This is a genomic window from Bacillus haynesii (genome assembly GCF_001969855.1).
Lineage (GTDB): Bacteria > Bacillota > Bacilli > Bacillales > Bacillaceae > Bacillus > Bacillus haynesii.
The window spans coordinates 130,084-146,796 of the sequence record NZ_MRBL01000001.1 but is presented as its reverse complement, the minus strand read 5'-3'; the positions used below and the strand labels follow the sequence as shown (position 1 = coordinate 146,796).

Here is a 16,713-nt window from a genome sequence, read left to right as displayed (position 1 = left end):
CTTTATTTTTCTGAAATCATGCATACCGGGGAGGTCTAACTTTGAAAATTATTCGAAATCAAGAGACAGCGACAACCGTGTTGGAGAATGAATGCATCGTCCTAAACCTGGACAATGGGCAGTATTTCGGATTGGAAGGGGCTTTAAAAGAGCTGTGGATCGAAATTGAAAATGAACGAAAGGATAAAAAAGATATTCTGATCAAGTGGCAATCGGCGTTCGATCAGACGGAGGAAGAACTGTCAGCGATATTAAATGAGGCGATACAGGAACTGACACATCACAAGCTGATTAAAATAGAGGATAAAAGCTGATGAAAAAAAGAGCGCCAGTCAAAAATCATGAGTATTTTACAACCGTTCATGCTTTTGTACGTATGATGCTGTTAAATCATGACTTTGAAGAAGCTTATGAAAAAATTGCGATCCATCTGTTTCCGCTGTATGCGAGCGCAAAGCCAAGAGGCGCAGGGCTTCTTGATATAGACGAACTGCTTCGGCACGGCGAATATTTGTATTCGCTTGATGAAGACGACCATTTGGTCACTTCATGCGTTTCTATTGCATTGACGATTCAATCTATATTATTCAGCAATGGATCTGATGCTGATCTCGTGATCGGGGTCAAGAAAATTGATGACAAGCTGTTTTCTCATGCGTGGGTTCAGATGGAAAACGGCCAATCGATCGATCCGAATCATAAAAATAAGAATTTAAAAGTTTTACAGACGTATAAGATGAGCGCTTATGCTGAAAGGTGGGTGTTATCTCTAGTATGAAAATATGGTTTGGAATGCAGGGAGACAACACCGTTGCATGGCAAGAGTGGGTTACCGCCGTCAAGAAATGGGGGCGGGCAGAACAGATTCACAGCTACAGCAGCGGGATCGCAAACATGGCTGAAGCGCATATCCGATACGATGAAGCTTTTAGACCTTCGACCCAAATAAACCTTTTGCACCCCGTCATCTTAGACGGCTGGATCAGCGGCGGTCTTAACGCAAAATCGGATGGCACCCGAAAGATCGAATCTGATGACGAGCTGTACGCGTCATTGAAGCAGGACAAAGCTGCCATGCTTTCTTACTCGCATGGCGAGTTTACAATGATGTGGTGGGATGACAGTCTGCATAGCCTTGTTTTGGCGACTGATATATACGCAACCCGTCCGGTTTACTACTGGGTCAGTCCGAAAGGAGAATGGTTTGCAGCGAATGACTTGCGCATCCTTTTGCTTGTTCATGACATTCCTTTTGCTATCGATCAAGATGTGTGCAGAATGTTTCCTACTTCAGGCTTCGCTGTAGGAGAAAACGGCTTTGAAGATCGGACGTTTTTTAAAGGAATACGCAAAGTGCCTGCGGCGTCCTACGCTTTTCTCGGCCGGGATCATGCGGTTCACGTGCACAGCTACTGGGGACTCCCGCAGCTGTTAAACGTGAAAGATCTTGCCGGAGACGCTGTTCCGCGGTTCCGGGAGCTTTTTCAGAAAGTGACAGCAGATCGTTTAAAAGATCAAAGGCATATTGTCGAATTAAGCGGCGGACTGGATTCAGCTGCCGTAACTGCCGCAGCAGTGGCAGGCGGATGCAAGGAACAGCTGCTGGCCGTCAACATATCATTTGCCGAACCTGACATGATATTAAGCCATGACATGGACCTTGTAAAAAATATGATGCGGGATATGGACATCCCCGGCCTGATCATTCTTGGAGACGCTACAGCCAAAATTCCAAACGCGGAAATCGGGCGTGATCCGCTTTGGTTTGTAGACGGTCCTGATCCGAGAGCCAATTCACTGGTCAATGAGACTTTTACAGTGATCGCTGAGGAGTATGGTGCTTCGTCTGTCCTTACAGGTGAGGGCGGGGATTTCATTTTTAGCGGAGAAGTGTCAGTGCTCGATTCTCTGCTTCGGAAGAGACGTTTTTCTGAAATCTACAAATTGCTTTGTGAATGGTCAGGCGGCAGCGTGAAAGAGATGCTGAAGCTCGGATTTCAATACGGAATCGCCCCTTTCATGCCTTATATCGGCGAAAAGCTCTATTATGACCTGCTGTGGTCAGATACGGAATATGAGCTGCCTGAATATTTTACTGAAGAACACCGAAAGAGAGAACGGGAGATCAATAAGGAAGATCATCTTCGCTATCGAAAAAGCCGGGAGCTCTCAGTGTGGGGCAAGAGGTTTCATTTTGACTTTTTGTGGCCGAGAGCGAGGTACATGGATGCCGTTGGTGTGACATTGCCTACGTACCATCCGTTTTTGGATCGGCGGCTGATCGAATTTTCATTTTCTGTACCGCCTGAACAGCATTTTGATGTTTTAAAAGGGCTTGAAGAACATTATGCAGGCTCTAAAATGCTTCTTCGCAAATCTTTCACCGATATCCTGCCTGCCTATGTATATAACAGATCAACGAAAACAACATATGCCCATATGGCCAGGAAAAGCTTTATGAATGACCGCAGACACGTCCTTCAGCTATTTGAACCGGGGGAGCGCGTCTTCGTTGAAGAACTTGGCATCATTAAGCGCGATATATGGTGGAAACACTTGCTGGCTATGGCTATCCGTTCTGAAGATCCAAATAATGATCTAGGCATGGGATATCAGTATATGAGATCTGTCATTGACTTGGAAATATGGCTCAGGGAAGCATCCAAGGGGAAGGAGCACCTTCTCGATCGGAGCCGTCCGGGAAAACCAAGGGTCATGGCTGATATCGAAACCGTCAATACGCCGGAGAAAGCCAAAATATACTCGTATCAATGACCACAATAGGTATAGAAATTGAAGGTGAAGCATGTGTGGAAGATGAAGCATATCCAAGAGCCGCTGCAAACGGCAGGTCTGCTTGGGAAAATGGTCTGGAAATCCGGCCCGTGGCTGATGATTTGCATGGTTTTCTTCATGCTGATCGAGGCCGGAGCACCTTTAATTCAATTGTACGCTTCAAAGGAAATGATCGACGGCATTGTCGAGCAGGAAGCCGTCATCCATGCGGAAATATGGGCTGTCATTTATGCAGGAAGCTTAGTCATGATCAGTGTCGTTAAATCATTGGAAAAATGGGTAAAGGCAATGCTTTCTGAGAGGTCGATGATCACAGTCAACAGTTTGTTAATCGACGCTTTTGACCGCATTCCGGGGATGCGCTTTTTTGAGGATCCAAAGTACAGGGACCGGCTGGAAACACTGCGGGATCGTTCGACATGGCTACCTTCCCAATTCATTAATATCAGTTCGAACTTGGTGACCGCCATTATGTCTTTGGCGGGCGTCGTTTTGATCATCGCCTATCTGTCGCCCGTCCTTGCTTTCATCCTTATTTTGTCTACCGCTCCATTCGCTTTTGTCCATAATCATTATAATGAAATGGAGTGGGAATATCACAAGGATTACGCCCCTGTCAGAAGGAGGGCTGCATATGCGCGCCACATTCTGCTTGGGAGACGATCTGCAAAAGAAGTACGCCTGTTTGGCCTGGGATCTTTCTTTCTTGATTTATATCAATCTGCTTTTAAAGGCTTGTATTCTGTGCTGCGGAATATTCAAGTCAGAAGCGCGCGCTGGTCGGTTTTAACGGGTTTCTTATCGGGGGCCGGAACGGGTTTGGGGTACTTTTGGATTCTGTCCCAATCCCATTCAAGCAGTTTCTCTGTGGGGGATATATCGCTGTACTTAGGGGCCGTGTTTCAATTATCAGCGGCTCTCCGGGATATCGCCAAAGAAGGTGCAGATACGTTCGATATATGGAGAATGGGAAGAGACTTTTTTCTTTTTATGAACGCTGAAAAGGATATCAGGCTTCCTTCCAATGGCGAATCTCTCGGGGACGAAGGACCGCTGGCAGTCGAATTCAAAAATGTAACCTTCCGCTATCCTTTCAGAGAAGCGGCTGCCGGCTCTCGGGTAAATGAAGCTGAAGCTGACGAGGATGAGGAAGATTTGGATATGCTCGATGAGCTTGAGGATGAAGAGATGCGGCAACACGACGAGCAGCCTCAATCAGATGACATGCACTCAGGCGAGGTTCTGAATCGAATCAGCTTTTCAGTATCACCGGGAGAAAGAATTGCCATTGTAGGGGCGAATGGATCGGGGAAAACAACGCTCATCAAACTGCTCTGCCGTTTTTATGAATATGATGAGGGTGAGATTAAAGTGAACGGCAAAGACATCCGCCAAGTCGATCTTCATGAGCTGAGAAACAGGATGGCGGTTGTGTTTCAGGAGTTTGGCAAGTACGAATTGTCACTCCGGCACAATATCGCGATAGGCCGCACGGAAGCTTTAGGTGATGAGGAAAAACTTAGCGCCGCCGCCCGGTCTGCCAAGCTGGAAACGATCATCGAAGGTTTGCCTGAAGGGCTGGAAACGATGATCGGCCCTGAATGGGGCGGTACCGATTTTTCGGGAGGCCAATGGCAAAGGATCGCTTTAGCCAGATCGTTTATGAAAGATGCCGGACTCGTCATATTGGACGAGCCGGCCGCATCTTTGGATATTCGGGCTGAGTATGATATTTTCCGGCAGTTTCACAGCTTCACAGAGGGAAAAACGGTGATCATGATTTCCCATCGGTTCAGTACGGTAAAAATGGCTGACCGCATACTGGTTTTGAAAAACGGAAGAATCGCGGAAGAGGGAAGCCATCAGGAACTTATGGACAAAAACGGGGAATACAGCAGAATGTTCCGCATGCAAGCCAAATCGTTTCAGGGGAGGGATGAGGTATATTGCTGAAGTTTTATTCGTTGTTCAAAAAGCTGCCTCAAACCGCTTCCATCATATTTTACGGTTTAACGTTGTTTTGGCGCTGCGATCCTTTTAAGTCGGCGGTTCTGTTTTTGATCACCTTGCTTGGCGCTATGCTCGGACCGCTCCTAGTCTGGCTAAGCGCAGAGGTGATCGATGAGATTGCACGGGCGCCGTTTGAGCTGTCTTCTTGGAATACACTGGTATGGGCGTCCTTTGCATACATTGCTTTTACGCTGATCGTAGATGCCCTTCAGCCTGTGGCTGAAATGCAGAAAAGGCTCCTTACCGCCAAGCTCGAAGCTTATCTTGATGAAATGCTCATGAAAAAGGCAATTTCCATTCCTGATATCGCGGCTTTTGAAGACGCATCTTTTCATACCAATACACAAATCATCCGCTATAATGAATATTTTGTCACGATGTGGGTATCCATCGTGTCTCAAACCTTCGGCGGAATGGTGATGATTGCAGCCAGCAGTTTATTGATTGGCATGTCTGCACCGTGGGTGCCTCTGTTGTTTCTCATATTGGCCGTTCCCAAACTGTACTGGGAGGCGAAGTTAAACAATGCGACATTTGAAGGACGGAAAGAGGTTCAGGAACTGAGGCGGCGCGCGGAATATTATGCAGGTGTCCCTCTCATGTCTGAAACAGCCGGCGAGGTCAAGATTTACAATCTTGTTCCTTTTTTTAAATCGTTTTATAAAAACACCTCGATGGAGCTCCTTCATACGCTGTCCAACGATCAAAAAAAACTGGCGCTGTATCAGCTTTTCTGGTCGGTATTACAATCTTTGGCCGCAGGTGCCGTCCTGATTTACATCGTACACCAGGCTTTTCATGGGGGGTTATCCATCGGGGATGTGATGCTGTTTATCGGAGCCGCGGTTCAGTTCAATGAAGGAATCAATGAAATGTTCGCTGCGTTTGCAATCGGAGCAAGAGAAACGAGGCACCTCGGAAATGTGCATTCTTTTTTAAACAGCAAAAATTCCATGGAAAATGGGGAAATCGCGCCAGCTGCTCAAAAGCAAAAAGGATTTACATGTGATCAAGTGGAATTTTCTTATGATGGAACCAAAACGGTTCTTGATATTCATAAGCTCGATATTCCATTGAATAAGACGACCGTTCTCGTGGGAGAAAACGGATCAGGCAAAAGCACACTCGTTAAATTGCTCCTGCGTTATTTTGATCCTAATCAAGGCACGATCTCTTATAATGGTTTACCGCTTTATAAGTATGATATTGAAGATTATCGGTCAAATGCCGCGGCTGTGTTTCAGGATTTTTTGCGGTACGAAATGACATTGAAATACAATATCGGCCTGGGCGACATTTCTTCTTGCACCGACTTGGCTAAAATAAAAAGTGCTTCGGCCTTCGGCGGAGTGGATCAGTTTTTGCATAAGCTTGAAGACGGTTATGAAACAGAGCTTGGCAGACTGTTTGGCGGCAGGAATTTGTCGGGGGGAGAATGGCAGCGGGTCGCCATATCCCGCGCATTTATGCGTGATGAGTCTGCCGACATTTTGATATTTGATGAACCCTCTTCTGCGCTGGATGTATTTATTGAGGAAGAGATATTTGATAAGCTGCAAAAGCTGACGCAAGGCAAAACAGTCATTATTGTCTCGCACCGGTTAAGCACGGCCCGTTTTGCCGACCACATCGTATTTTTAGAAAAAGGAAGGGTGGCGGAGGCCGGAACCCATCAAGAGTTGATGAAAAATCAGGCACAGTATGCAGAGCTGTATCGCCTGCAAGCTGAAAAATACGCGCAGTAAAGGAGAAAGCAATGAGCAATATAGAAGAACTTCGTCTGTTTCGAAAAGAAGATATTGAATGGCTGCAGACCTGGTTTGAGGATGCAGAAGTGAAAAGGCGGCTGGAAGGAATGATGCCACTTGACGAGTGGTTCAATTTTGCAGGCGGGAATGAAAACTACCGGATATGGGCGGCTTTAAAGGAAGGCAAGCCCGTCGGCGTTGTCATGGTTGAAGTTGAGCAAGACTCGACCGGGAACATTGCCCTTTTAGTCGATCCGTTTTTGCGCGGAGGGGGATACGGAAAAGCGCTCATCAAAAGGACGATGGCATTGCCGGAATTGAGCAGGATCAACAAGTGGTTTGCCGGGATTGAAGAAGATAACAAGAGGTGCTTAGCGTGCTTCAGATCAGTCGGATATTCATTGGAACACGATCAGCCGGATGAGGACGGCTACTACTCTCTTATTTATTTCCCGGAATCTTAAATAAGGAGCATAAGACGATGAACTTGATCAAATGGATTGTTTTTTCCGTTATTTCAGTCGCCTTTTTTCAGCCGGCATCAGCCGCGCTATTAAAAGAAAAGGATGACTATACCATTCTTGTATATATGATTGGATCTGACATGGAAAGCGATTTTCATATGGCAAGCGATGATATTCAGGAAATGATGGATGCCGGTTCATCTTCAAACGTCAATGTCGTTCTTCAGACAGGGGGAGCAAAAAAATGGGCGAACCCGTCGATCAGTCACAAGGTGAATCAGAGGTGGAAAGTCGAACATCAGAAACTGGTGTCCCTCGAAAATATCGGGAAGAAAAATATGGACAGTCCCGGCTCCGTCACAGACTTTATCACATGGGGAGTCAAAAAATACCCGGCTAAAAAATATGTATTGATCTTCTGGGGGCACGGGCTTGGCTCCGTTGACGGCTACGGGGGAGACGAAAACTTCGGCAATAAGAAAATGAAAATAAGCGAGCTCCAGTCGGGAATCAAAAAGGCTTATGAACATACGAAGCAAAGGTTTGATTTAATCGGTTTTGACAACTGCAAAATGGCCGGGATTGAAACGGCATATGCCTTAAAGGATTATGGAAGGTATATGCTGGCTTCGGTCGACTATACGAACCAAAACGGCTGGGATTACAAAGGGGCGCTGCAGTCTGTTCAAGACGACCCTTCTATCGATCCGAAAGAACTTGGCAGGGAAATCGCTGCAGGCTACATACAGCAGTCAAAAGAAAACGGTGAAACAGAAGACCTGCAGCAGTCTTTAATTCAATTGAACCGCGTCAAAGACGCTGTTGATGCCCTCGACAGATTGAGCTTAAGCATGAACCGGGCATTGAAAGAGCCGGATGGAAAGCGCCTGCTTTACTACGCACGTCTCGCTGCTGAAGATTATGCAGATGAATCAGATATGGTTGATTTGGCGGATTTGTCAAGCTTGATCGGTCAGCAGATCGGAGCTGAAAAAGAAGCAAAAGCGGTTGTAAAATCCGTCAAGAAGGCGGTCATCATGAACATCAAGTCTCCGGAGCACCCAAGAGGAAGCGGTATGTCCGTTTATTATCCGGCCAGAGACAACCAAAAGCGGTTTGCGGAAAAATCAAAAATATACCACCTCCTTGACTTCAGCGCCCGGTATCAAACATTCATCAAAGATTACTCACATTCAACATTTAACTTTGATTTATAGTTGCGTTTAACAGCAAAAAAGCGCCGGCGGAAAAACCGGCACTTTTTTTATCGGCTCATGTGCTTCCGGATCAATGGAAGTCCGTAAATCATGAAAGCGGCGACATGGGCGATGACAACGTTGAGAATAAAGAGTACGATCATGAGAGAGTGTCCTGTAGGAGAAAGGCTGCTGGTCATATAGAAAAAGAAGAATACCCACATTAAAATGATCGGCGGAATAGAAGAAATTGCGACCTTTTTGTTGTCCAGCCATAAAAATAAAGGAGTGGCGCTTGCAATCAGCAAGTAAGCGAAAAACATATCCATGCGTTTTCAGCCCCTTTCGATAATGATAGCGCTGTCAAAAAAAGCGGAACAAAACATTAATTGTGTCTAATTGGAGAATATTTTGTGAACATTCTGTTACATTTATTATACCACGTTCTTCGAAAAATGATACATATTGGAAAGCATTTTCCGCTCCAACTATCGGCTCAATTTTCACGGCGATTCAGTAGGACATAAAGGGTGAAGGGGAGAAGAAGTGAATAGCGAAAATGTGTGGAGGAGATTGATCATGCGAAAGTTAGCCAAGAACCGCACGTTTCCTATACGAAGCCGGCAGGCATACGGGAAGCGAAGAAGAAGTAAACAGGCTGGATCGCACGATAAGGCCGCAGACGCCTTGGATCAACGATTTATTCTAAACAAAAAAGGCCCTCGGCATTTGGCGCCGGGAGCCTTTTATTTGTCTAAAAAATAAAGTGGGCACACAATACGATGACAGGCAGCGTAATAAGCGTCCGAACGAGAAAAATCAAGACGAGGTCAAGGAATGTCACCGGGATTTTGGAACCGAGCAAAAGACCGCCGACTTCGGACATGTAGATTAATTGTGTAACCGATACACAGGCGATGATGAACCTGGTCATTTCGCTTTCAATCCCGCTTCCGAGCACAGACGGCAGGAACATGTCGGCAAACCCGACGACAAGCGTTTGTGAGGCCTCAGCGGCTTCAGGAACCTGCAGCAGTTCGAGAAGGGGGATGAACGGCAGTCCGAGCCACTTGAAAACCGGCGTATATTCAGCGACAATCAGTGCGGCTGTGCCGAGCGCCATGACGACGGGAGCGACGCCCATCCACATATCGAGCACGTTTTTGGTTCCGTCCTGCAAGAAATCTTTGACGCTTGTATTCTGTTTTGCTTTTGCGACAGCCCGGCTGAGTCCCCATTGGAACGGAGTGTATCCGTCGGGAATCTCCTCTTGATCATGATCCGCTTGATCTGTAATATAAGTATCAGCCTTTCTTGATAAAGGAGGAATCCGCGGGCTGATCACCGCAGCTGCGGCACCCGCCAGCAATATCGTCAAATAAAACGGAACGAACATATGAGCAAGGTCAACTTGTGAAATAATCACGAGGCAAAACGTGATGGAGACGACTGAGAAAGTCGTGCCGATGACGGCGGCCTCACGCTTCGTGTAGAACCCTTCTTCATACTGTTTGCTTGTCAGGAGCACGCCGATCGTGCCGTCGCCGAGCCATGAAGCCATACAATCGATCGATGACCGTCCCGGCAGCTTAAAGACTGGCCTCATCAGCTTTTTCATCAAAGCGCCGCACAGTTCAAGCAAGCCGAAGTTCAACAGGAACGGCAGAAAAAGGCCTGCAAATAGAAAGACGGAGAAGAGAACGGGAAGCAGGCTGAATAATAATGTTCCGCCGGTACTCTTGGCATACACCGCTTCAGGTCCGATCTTAAAGTACGCCATCACTGCGAAAATCATGCCGAACAGGCGGACGATATACCAAAATAAAGATACATTCAGCAGGTTATAGAAAAACTCGCTTTTTTTGATGAAAGCCGGATGAAAGGTTTTGGTGATAAAGGTTAAGATAAATGTTGCGGTTACGATAACCGTCATGATTAACGGCAATTGCTGCTGAAGCAGCTTCTGCAATGCATTTGAAAAGACAGCAATTGGAATCGTTAAATTTCCTTCAATTTTAACAGGAATCATAAACAGAATAATTCCGATAAGAGAAGGGATCAAAAATTTTATGAGATCAAGCCGTTTACGCTTTTGAAGTGCTTTATCCAAATGAAAAACTCCTTATGAATTGGTGATTCTGTACCACTTCTGCCGAAGGCAAAAGTTTAATTTTATGCAACATTACTCATTTTAATACAAATCAATCAAAAATCAATGAATTTATCACATTCGACAATAGTTGGAAAAATCCTTTAAAATAGAATAGGAATTTGTTCGCAATAAAATCGAAACATTTTGGTCTTCTGTACGTCATATCATTTGTGAGGAAGCGGATGCCGTCTTCCTGCATTATTTCATCGTGTCATATTATAAGGGCGGGATTTCGAATGAGTCAGAAAAAGAATATTACAAATCCCTTTTACCAGGGGGATTTGATTTTTGTTTATATTGTCTTTTTTATCATCAGCGTTGTGGCTGTGTACGCTGCTCAGCAGTTTAATCAATATAATGAACCCTTTGCGATGAAACAGTCCCTTTACTATTTACTGGGGGCCTTCATCATCATCGTGTTTCTTTATTTTGATTTGGAGCAGCTTGAAAAGCTCAGCTTTTATTTCTATCTGCTCGGCATTTTGATGCTGATCGTGTTAAAGTTCAGTCCGGCATATATCGGATCATACAGGTTTGCGCCGGTCATCAACGGTGCCAAAAGCTGGTTTATGCTTCCCGGGTTTACGCTGCAGCCGTCGGAATTTATGAAAATCGGGCTGATCATGTACTTGGCTTCCTTCATGTCTAAAAACGGGCCTGTCGGCAAGCGTACGTTGAAAGAAGACTGGATTTTTCTGCTGAAAATCGCCGGTATCATCATTGTTCCGTTCGGCTTGATTTTAGAGCAGGATACGGGTACAGCCGGGATCGTCGCGTTTGTGATCCTTGTGATGGTATTTCTGTCGGGCGTGAACTGGAAATTGATTTCTCTCATTTTTGGAACGGGTCTTGCAGCCGTTGTTTTGATTTTGTTTGTCATCATCAAATTTCCCGATGTCGCGGGAGCGGTCGGGATTGAACCATACCAAATCAACCGCGTCATGACCTGGGTCAATCCGAGCGAACAAAATGCCGACGATAAAATGCAGGTCGAAAGGGCGCAGCTGGCGATCGGTTCGGGAAAAGTATTCGGAAATGGCGTTAGCGATCTTCAAGTCTATGTTCCTGAAGCGCAAACAGACTTTATTTTTGCCGTCATCGGCGAGAGCTTCGGGTTTGTCGGATGCACCTTTGTTGTCATTATGTTTTTCTTCTTAATTTACCGGCTTGTCGTGCTCATCGACCGAATACATCCGTTCAGCAGGTTTGCCTCATTTTTCTGTGCGGGCTTTACCGCTTTAATTGTCATTCATACCTTTCAAAATATCGGAATGAATATCGGCATTATGCCCGTGACCGGCGTCCCTCTGCTTTTGGTCAGCTACGGAGGCAGTTCAGTCGTAGCAACCTTGATCGGCTTCGCGGTTGTCTACAATTCAAGCTGCCAGTTAACAAAGTATCAAAGCTATATGTTCAAATAACAGCCTGATGTATGCAGGCTGTTATTTTATTCACCTTTTTTCACAATGTGAACGATTGTTCATGCTATAATGAAAGTTAGTGCTTTTGATGAAGAAATAAGGCGGGGTATAATGGGCCAGAAGAAAAATACGACAAGTCCCTATTATCAGGGAGATTTGATTTTTATATTAGCCATGTTCTTTTTGATCAGTGTGATCGCTGTTTACGCTGCAGAGCCGTCTTTTTCACCGAAGGGTTATCCGGCAAAGCAATTATTCTTTTATCTGCTCGGCATGTCGGTGATCGTCGGCTTTCTCTATTTTGATCTGGAGCAGCTTGAAAAATTCAGCATATACATATATCTATTCGGCATTTTGTCATTGATCGTCTTAAAGTTCAGTCCACCGTCGATCGCCCCGGTTATCAAAGGAGCGAAAAGCTGGTTTCAATTTGGTTCGATCACGCTGCAGCCGTCGGAATTTATGAAAATCGGCCTGATTATGATGCTGGCTTCTGTGATTTCCAAAGCAAGTCCGAAAGGCTCGCGCTCGATGCAGGAGGATGTTCGCCTGTTGCTGAAAATCGCAGGGGTATCGGCGGTTCCGGTCGGTTTGATTTTAATGCAGGACGCCGGTACGGCCGGTATTTGCATGTTCTTTGTCGCCGTTATGGTGTTTTTATCAGGTGTGAACTGGAAGCTGATTTTCATCGTGGCGGGCTCAGGAATCATGCTCGTACTGCTCGTTCTGTTTTTGGTGATCAATTTTCCGGAGTTTTCAAAGGATACGCTGCATATCCAGCAATATCAGATCAATCGGGTGATGACATGGGTCGATTCGAGCCAGCAGGACGCGAACGATACGTATCAGACCGAAAAGGCCGTTACGGCGATCGGCTCTGGAGAAATCTTCGGAATGGGCATGAACAATTTGAAAGTATACGTTCCTGAAGGCCAAACCGATTTCATCTTTGCCGTCATCGGTGAAAGTTTCGGCTTTATTGGCTGTACATTTGTTGTCATCATGTTTTTCCTTTTCATTTACCGGCTTGTTGTGCTGATCGATAAAATACACCCGTACAACAAGTTTGCTTCGTTTTTCTGTGTTGGATATACGGCGCTGATCGTCATCCACACATTCCAAAATATCGGAATGAACGTCGGTCTGATGCCGGTTACGGGCGTTCCCCTTCTGTTCATCAGCTACGGAGGGAGCTCTGTGTTGTCTGCTTTGATCGGCTATGCGATCGTTTATAACGCCAGCTGCCAGCTGACAAAATATAAAGGCTATATGTTTAAATAAAAAAAGACAGCCGAATCAGGCTGTCTTTTTAGTCTTGGTTTAAAAATGTTAGAGCTGCCGATACGAGAATTTTCGCCGCGTTCAGCATGCCTTTTTCATCGATGTCAAACATCGGGTGATGGTGCGGGTAAACGGCTCCAGTCTGCGGATTGCCCGCGCCGGTAAAAAAGAATGATCCAGGGACATGTTCAAGAAAATAAGAGAAATCTTCGCCGATCATATTCGGTTCGAGTTCGATGACGGCTTCAGGGCCGACGATTCGTTTGGCACATTGGCGGACGATGTCCGTTTCTTTTTCATGGTTGACGACAGGCGGGTAGCCTTTTTCATAGTCGAGTGAAAACGAAGCGCCATCGCTGTCGCAGACGCCCTTAATGACGCGTTCGATCTCGGCGATGATCGTTTCCTGGACATGTTTTGAAAAGGTGCGGACCGTTCCTTCGATGACCGCTTCTTCGGCGATGACGTTAAATGCCTGGCCTGAATGAAACGTTCCGATCGACAAGACGGCTGCTTCTGTCGGATCGATTCTGCGGCTGACGATTTGCTGAAGATGGTTGACGACCGAGGCTCCTGTGATTAAAGCGTCTGTCGTTAAGTGAGGCGCGCCTCCGTGTCCGCCCCGCCCGGATATCGTGACTTTAAATTTATCAGCGGCTGCCATCATCGAGCCTGATTTAACACCGACTTGACCGACGGGCATCGGAGCCCAGATGTGGGTGCCAAAAATGGCATCCACGCCTTCGAGACAGCCGGCTTCAATCATTGGCTTGGCGCCGCCTGGTGTGACCTCTTCACCGAATTGATGGATCAGCACGACATTTCCCTTCAAGTCTTTTTGGTGCTTTGCCAGGGCTTTTGCGGCTGTGAGGAGAGCCGACGTGTGGGCATCGTGTCCGCAAGCGTGCATGACGCCGGGGACAGTCGACCGGTACGGAACATTTTTTTGATCCTGTAAAGGCAAAGCGTCGAAATCGGCTCTCAAGGCGACCGTCTTGCCAGGGCGACCGCCTTTAATGTGACCGACGACTCCTTGGCCACCGACATTCGTTCTCACACCAATCCCGAGGTTTTCCAAGTAATTTGCAATGGTGCGCGGTGTATTGACCTCGCGATGGGAAAGCTCCGGATATTGGTGAAAATGTCTCCTGAGTTCGATCATTTCCGGATATAATGCATCTAATTCTTCAATTACGGACTTCACCGTCATCTCCCTTTCCGCTTCAAAAATAGTAAGACGATTCTATCATTTTACCATATGAAATTGAATCCTTTTGCAGTCCGCCAAACCGTTTTGCTTTAGAGAAAAGCAGATATTGGATATGATAAAGGTTGAGGAGGTAAAAGGATGAATAAAACGATTGAAACCATTTTAAATCACCGTTCGATCAGGTCTTTTACAGATCAGCTCCTGACCGAAGAAGAGGTTCGCCTGCTTGTGGAGAGCGCTCAAAGCGCATCGACGTCCAGCTATATTCAAGCATATTCAATCATCGGTGTCACCGATCCGGACAAGAAGCGCAAGCTTGCGGAATTGGCCGGGAATCAGCCATATGTTGAAAAAAACGGCCATCTGTTTGTATTTTGCGCAGACCTTTACCGGCATGATAAAATGGCCCGGGAAAAGGGTGTAGATATCACTGCCTCTCTTCAAGGGACGGAAACCTTTATGGTCAGCGTCATCGATGCAGCGCTTGCCGCTCAAAATATGTCAATAGCGGCCGAATCAATGGGCCTCGGCATCTGCTATATCGGTGGGATTCGCAATAACTTGGACGAAGTCTCCAAGCTTCTTGAAACTCCTGAATACGTTCTTCCGCTGTTCGGGCTTGTCGTCGGTCATCCGGCCAACCCGTCGGCCAAAAAACCGCGTCTGCCGCTTGATCACATTTATCATGAAAATGCCTATCAAGCGGACGATGACGAGTTTGAAAAGCACTTGTCCGCATATGACGAAACGATTTCAAACTATTATCAACAGCGGACAGACGGCAAACGGTCTGACAAATGGACAGACCAGATCACCGGCAGCCTCAAAAAGCCGCCGCGTGCGTATATGAATGAATTCGTTAAAGGAAAAGGTTTGAACAAAAGGTAAGGAACCTCCCCTCCGACTCGGAGGGGACTTATCTTTTCAGCATGTATTGCAGGAAAAGATAAAACATCAGCCAAAAGGGAAGACTGAAAAGGATTCCGAATAAACAGCCTTTTGCAAAGCGTTCTTCTACGGCTGGCGGGTGCGTTTTTTGCTTCGTCTCATTCATCAGTACTGGGAGCTCCTTTAGTTTATCCATGATACTATTATTTCTTTTTGCGCAGGAAAAGTAAACGAAGATTTGGGGTGAAAAAGATGTTGTCATTAAGCATACTTGATCAGACTCCTGTTTCTGAAGGAAGCACACCTGAACTGGCTTTGCAGCATACGGTGGAGCTTGCGCAAGCGGCGGAGCGGCTCGGATACAAGAGATTTTGGGTTTCTGAGCACCATTTTTCAAGGAACTTGGCAGGGTCAAGTCCGGAGGTTCTGATCGGTTATCTTGCGGCTAAAACAGAGAAGATCCGTATAGGATCCGGCGGCGTCATGCTTCCCCATTACAGCGCCTACAAGGTGGCAGAAAACTTCCGCGTCTTGGCAGGACTTGCGCCCGGCAGGATTGATCTCGGTGTCGGACGAGCTCCGGGAGGGATGCCGATCGCTTCCATGGCTCTTCAAAATGGAGCAAGACGGATGGCTGACCAATATCCCGAACAAATTCAGGATCTCGTCACATATTTATACGATCAAGCTGATGAACATCACCGCTTTCCCAACTTGACCGCAGCGCCGAACGTCGCCACAGCGCCCGCTGTTTGGCTGCTCGGTTCCTCAGGGGAAAGCGCAAGGCTTGCCGCCCAAACAGGGGCATCCTATACATTTGCCCAATTTATTAACGGTGAAGGCGGAAAAGAGGCGGCCAGACTTTATAAAGAGAGGTTCGAACCTTCTGTACTGGGGGAACAGCCAAACGTGATCGTTGCTGTATTTGTGATTTGCGCTGAGACAGAAGAGAAAGCGGAGAACCTTGCCAAAAGTTTGGATTTCTCTTTATTGGCCAATGAACAGGGGATGGTGACCGAAGGCTTTCCATCATTGGAAACGGCCGTGTCATATCAATATTCTCCTTATGAAAGAAAGAGAGTGGAAGACAATCGAAAACGGATGGTCATCGGGACGCCGCAGCAAGTGAAGAAACAGCTGCTTGAACTGGCCGGCGCTTACGGAACAGATGAAATCATGGCGGTGACGATCACCCACGATTTTCAAGACAGGCTGGAATCATACCGGCTGCTGGCCGAAGTGTTTCATCAGTCAAATTAGCGTTTTTGCTGAAAAAAATCGAGAAAATGGCGGATCGGGAAAAGAATAAACAGCATGCATATGTATAAAGCGGTAAACAGCCAGCTGAGCGGAACGAGGATGATGGTATCGACTGTTTGCTCCGCAGCTTTTTGAAATGGCTTGGGCTCGCGCTTCTGCAGGTTGACGGCGAAGTACAAAATCGTGAAAAATATAAAGCAGACAATAATGAAGGATAAGCCGAATAATACGATAAAAGAAAGCATATATACGATGTCCTCCGATTGCTTTTTTCACGTTTTGAAGAG

The 16,713-nt window shown here is 46.4% G+C and carries 16 protein-coding genes; 11 read left to right on the top strand and 5 right to left on the bottom strand.

Features of this window, described 5'->3' with window-relative positions; translation table 11 throughout:
• Positions 1-41 precede the first annotated feature (41 nt).
• Genes BTA31_RS00715 through BTA31_RS00685 form a run of 7 tightly spaced genes read left to right on the top strand, consistent with a single transcriptional unit; the run spans position 42 to position 8,235 of the window.
• Positions 42-314 carry a PqqD family peptide modification chaperone gene (locus BTA31_RS00715; RefSeq protein ID WP_003186189.1) on the top strand — a complete coding sequence of 91 codons (273 nt, stop codon included), beginning with the start codon at positions 42-44 and terminating at the stop codon, positions 312-314.
• Positions 314-778 carry a lasso peptide biosynthesis B2 protein gene (locus BTA31_RS00710; RefSeq protein ID WP_043927624.1) on the top strand — a complete coding sequence of 155 codons (465 nt, stop codon included), beginning with the start codon at positions 314-316 and terminating at the stop codon, positions 776-778. The genes BTA31_RS00715 and BTA31_RS00710 overlap by 1 nt, the downstream gene beginning before the upstream one ends.
• Entirely contained in the window at positions 775-2,775 is a 2,001-nt protein-coding gene (locus BTA31_RS00705) for an asparagine synthase-related protein (RefSeq protein WP_076788268.1), read from the top strand. The genes BTA31_RS00710 and BTA31_RS00705 overlap by 4 nt, the downstream gene beginning before the upstream one ends.
• A 42-nt stretch (positions 2,776-2,817) precedes the next feature.
• The gene (locus tag BTA31_RS00700; protein WP_076788555.1) at positions 2,818-4,749 is read left to right on the top strand and encodes an ABC transporter ATP-binding protein; all 1,932 of its coding nucleotides are present in this window, start codon (positions 2,818-2,820) and stop codon (positions 4,747-4,749) included.
• Complete coding sequence (locus tag BTA31_RS00695) at positions 4,743-6,551, top strand: ABC transporter ATP-binding protein (RefSeq protein WP_076788265.1); 1,809 nt, start codon at positions 4,743-4,745, stop codon at positions 6,549-6,551. Before BTA31_RS00700 ends, BTA31_RS00695 begins: the two co-directional genes overlap by 7 nt.
• An 11-nt stretch (positions 6,552-6,562) precedes the next feature.
• Positions 6,563-7,018, top strand: coding sequence for a GNAT family N-acetyltransferase (locus BTA31_RS00690; protein WP_076788263.1), 456 nt, complete (start codon positions 6,563-6,565; stop codon positions 7,016-7,018).
• Positions 7,019-7,035: 17 nt separating this feature from the next.
• Positions 7,036-8,235, top strand: a complete 1,200-nt coding sequence (locus BTA31_RS00685) for a clostripain-related cysteine peptidase (RefSeq protein ID WP_076788260.1) — start codon at positions 7,036-7,038, stop codon at positions 8,233-8,235.
• Between the two features lie 47 nt (positions 8,236-8,282).
• On the opposite strand, the gene ywcE is transcribed toward BTA31_RS00685, so the two are convergent.
• Together ywcE and BTA31_RS00670 are read right to left on the bottom strand one after the other, a co-directional pair.
• Positions 8,283-8,543 (bottom strand): spore morphogenesis/germination protein YwcE, encoded by a 261-nt coding sequence (gene ywcE, locus BTA31_RS00680; protein WP_043925241.1) that lies wholly within the window; start codon positions 8,541-8,543, stop codon positions 8,283-8,285.
• 425 nt (positions 8,544-8,968) lie between these two features.
• Positions 8,969-10,324 carry a YjiH family protein gene (locus BTA31_RS00670; RefSeq protein WP_043925240.1) on the bottom strand — a complete coding sequence of 452 codons (1,356 nt, stop codon included), beginning with the start codon at positions 10,322-10,324 and terminating at the stop codon, positions 8,969-8,971.
• A 278-nt stretch (positions 10,325-10,602) separates the two neighbouring features.
• On the opposite strand from BTA31_RS00670, the gene BTA31_RS00665 reads away from it, so the two are divergent.
• Positions 10,603-11,787, top strand: a complete 1,185-nt coding sequence (locus BTA31_RS00665) for an FtsW/RodA/SpoVE family cell cycle protein (RefSeq protein ID WP_043925239.1) — start codon at positions 10,603-10,605, stop codon at positions 11,785-11,787.
• Positions 11,788-11,898: 111 nt separating this feature from the next.
• Positions 11,899-13,068: an FtsW/RodA/SpoVE family cell cycle protein gene (locus BTA31_RS00660; protein WP_076788257.1), complete on the top strand. Its 1,170-nt coding sequence runs from the start codon at positions 11,899-11,901 to the stop codon at positions 13,066-13,068.
• A 28-nt stretch (positions 13,069-13,096) separates the two neighbouring features.
• On the opposite strand, the gene BTA31_RS00655 is transcribed toward BTA31_RS00660, so the two are convergent.
• Positions 13,097-14,272, bottom strand: a complete 1,176-nt coding sequence (locus tag BTA31_RS00655) for an amidohydrolase (protein ID WP_076788553.1) — start codon at positions 14,270-14,272, stop codon at positions 13,097-13,099.
• Between the two features lie 144 nt (positions 14,273-14,416).
• On the opposite strand from BTA31_RS00655, the gene nfsA reads away from it, so the two are divergent.
• On the top strand, positions 14,417-15,166 hold the full coding sequence (gene nfsA, locus BTA31_RS00650) for an oxygen-insensitive NADPH nitroreductase (RefSeq protein ID WP_043925237.1): 750 nt from the start codon (positions 14,417-14,419) through the stop codon (positions 15,164-15,166).
• 28 nt (positions 15,167-15,194) lie between these two features.
• Here nfsA and BTA31_RS22915 read toward each other — a convergent pair whose 3' ends face one another.
• On the bottom strand, positions 15,195-15,332 hold the full coding sequence (locus tag BTA31_RS22915; protein ID WP_167370600.1) for a hypothetical protein: 138 nt from the start codon (positions 15,330-15,332) through the stop codon (positions 15,195-15,197).
• Positions 15,333-15,418: 86 nt separating this feature from the next.
• On the opposite strand from BTA31_RS22915, the gene BTA31_RS00645 reads away from it, so the two are divergent.
• Positions 15,419-16,426 carry an LLM class flavin-dependent oxidoreductase gene (locus BTA31_RS00645; protein ID WP_076788255.1) on the top strand — a complete coding sequence of 336 codons (1,008 nt, stop codon included), beginning with the start codon at positions 15,419-15,421 and terminating at the stop codon, positions 16,424-16,426.
• Here BTA31_RS00645 and BTA31_RS00640 read toward each other — a convergent pair.
• Positions 16,423-16,671, bottom strand: a complete 249-nt coding sequence (locus BTA31_RS00640; protein WP_043925235.1) for a hypothetical protein — start codon at positions 16,669-16,671, stop codon at positions 16,423-16,425. The two genes, BTA31_RS00645 and BTA31_RS00640, sit on opposite strands and share 4 nt — an antisense overlap.
• Positions 16,672-16,713: the final 42 nt, after the last annotated feature.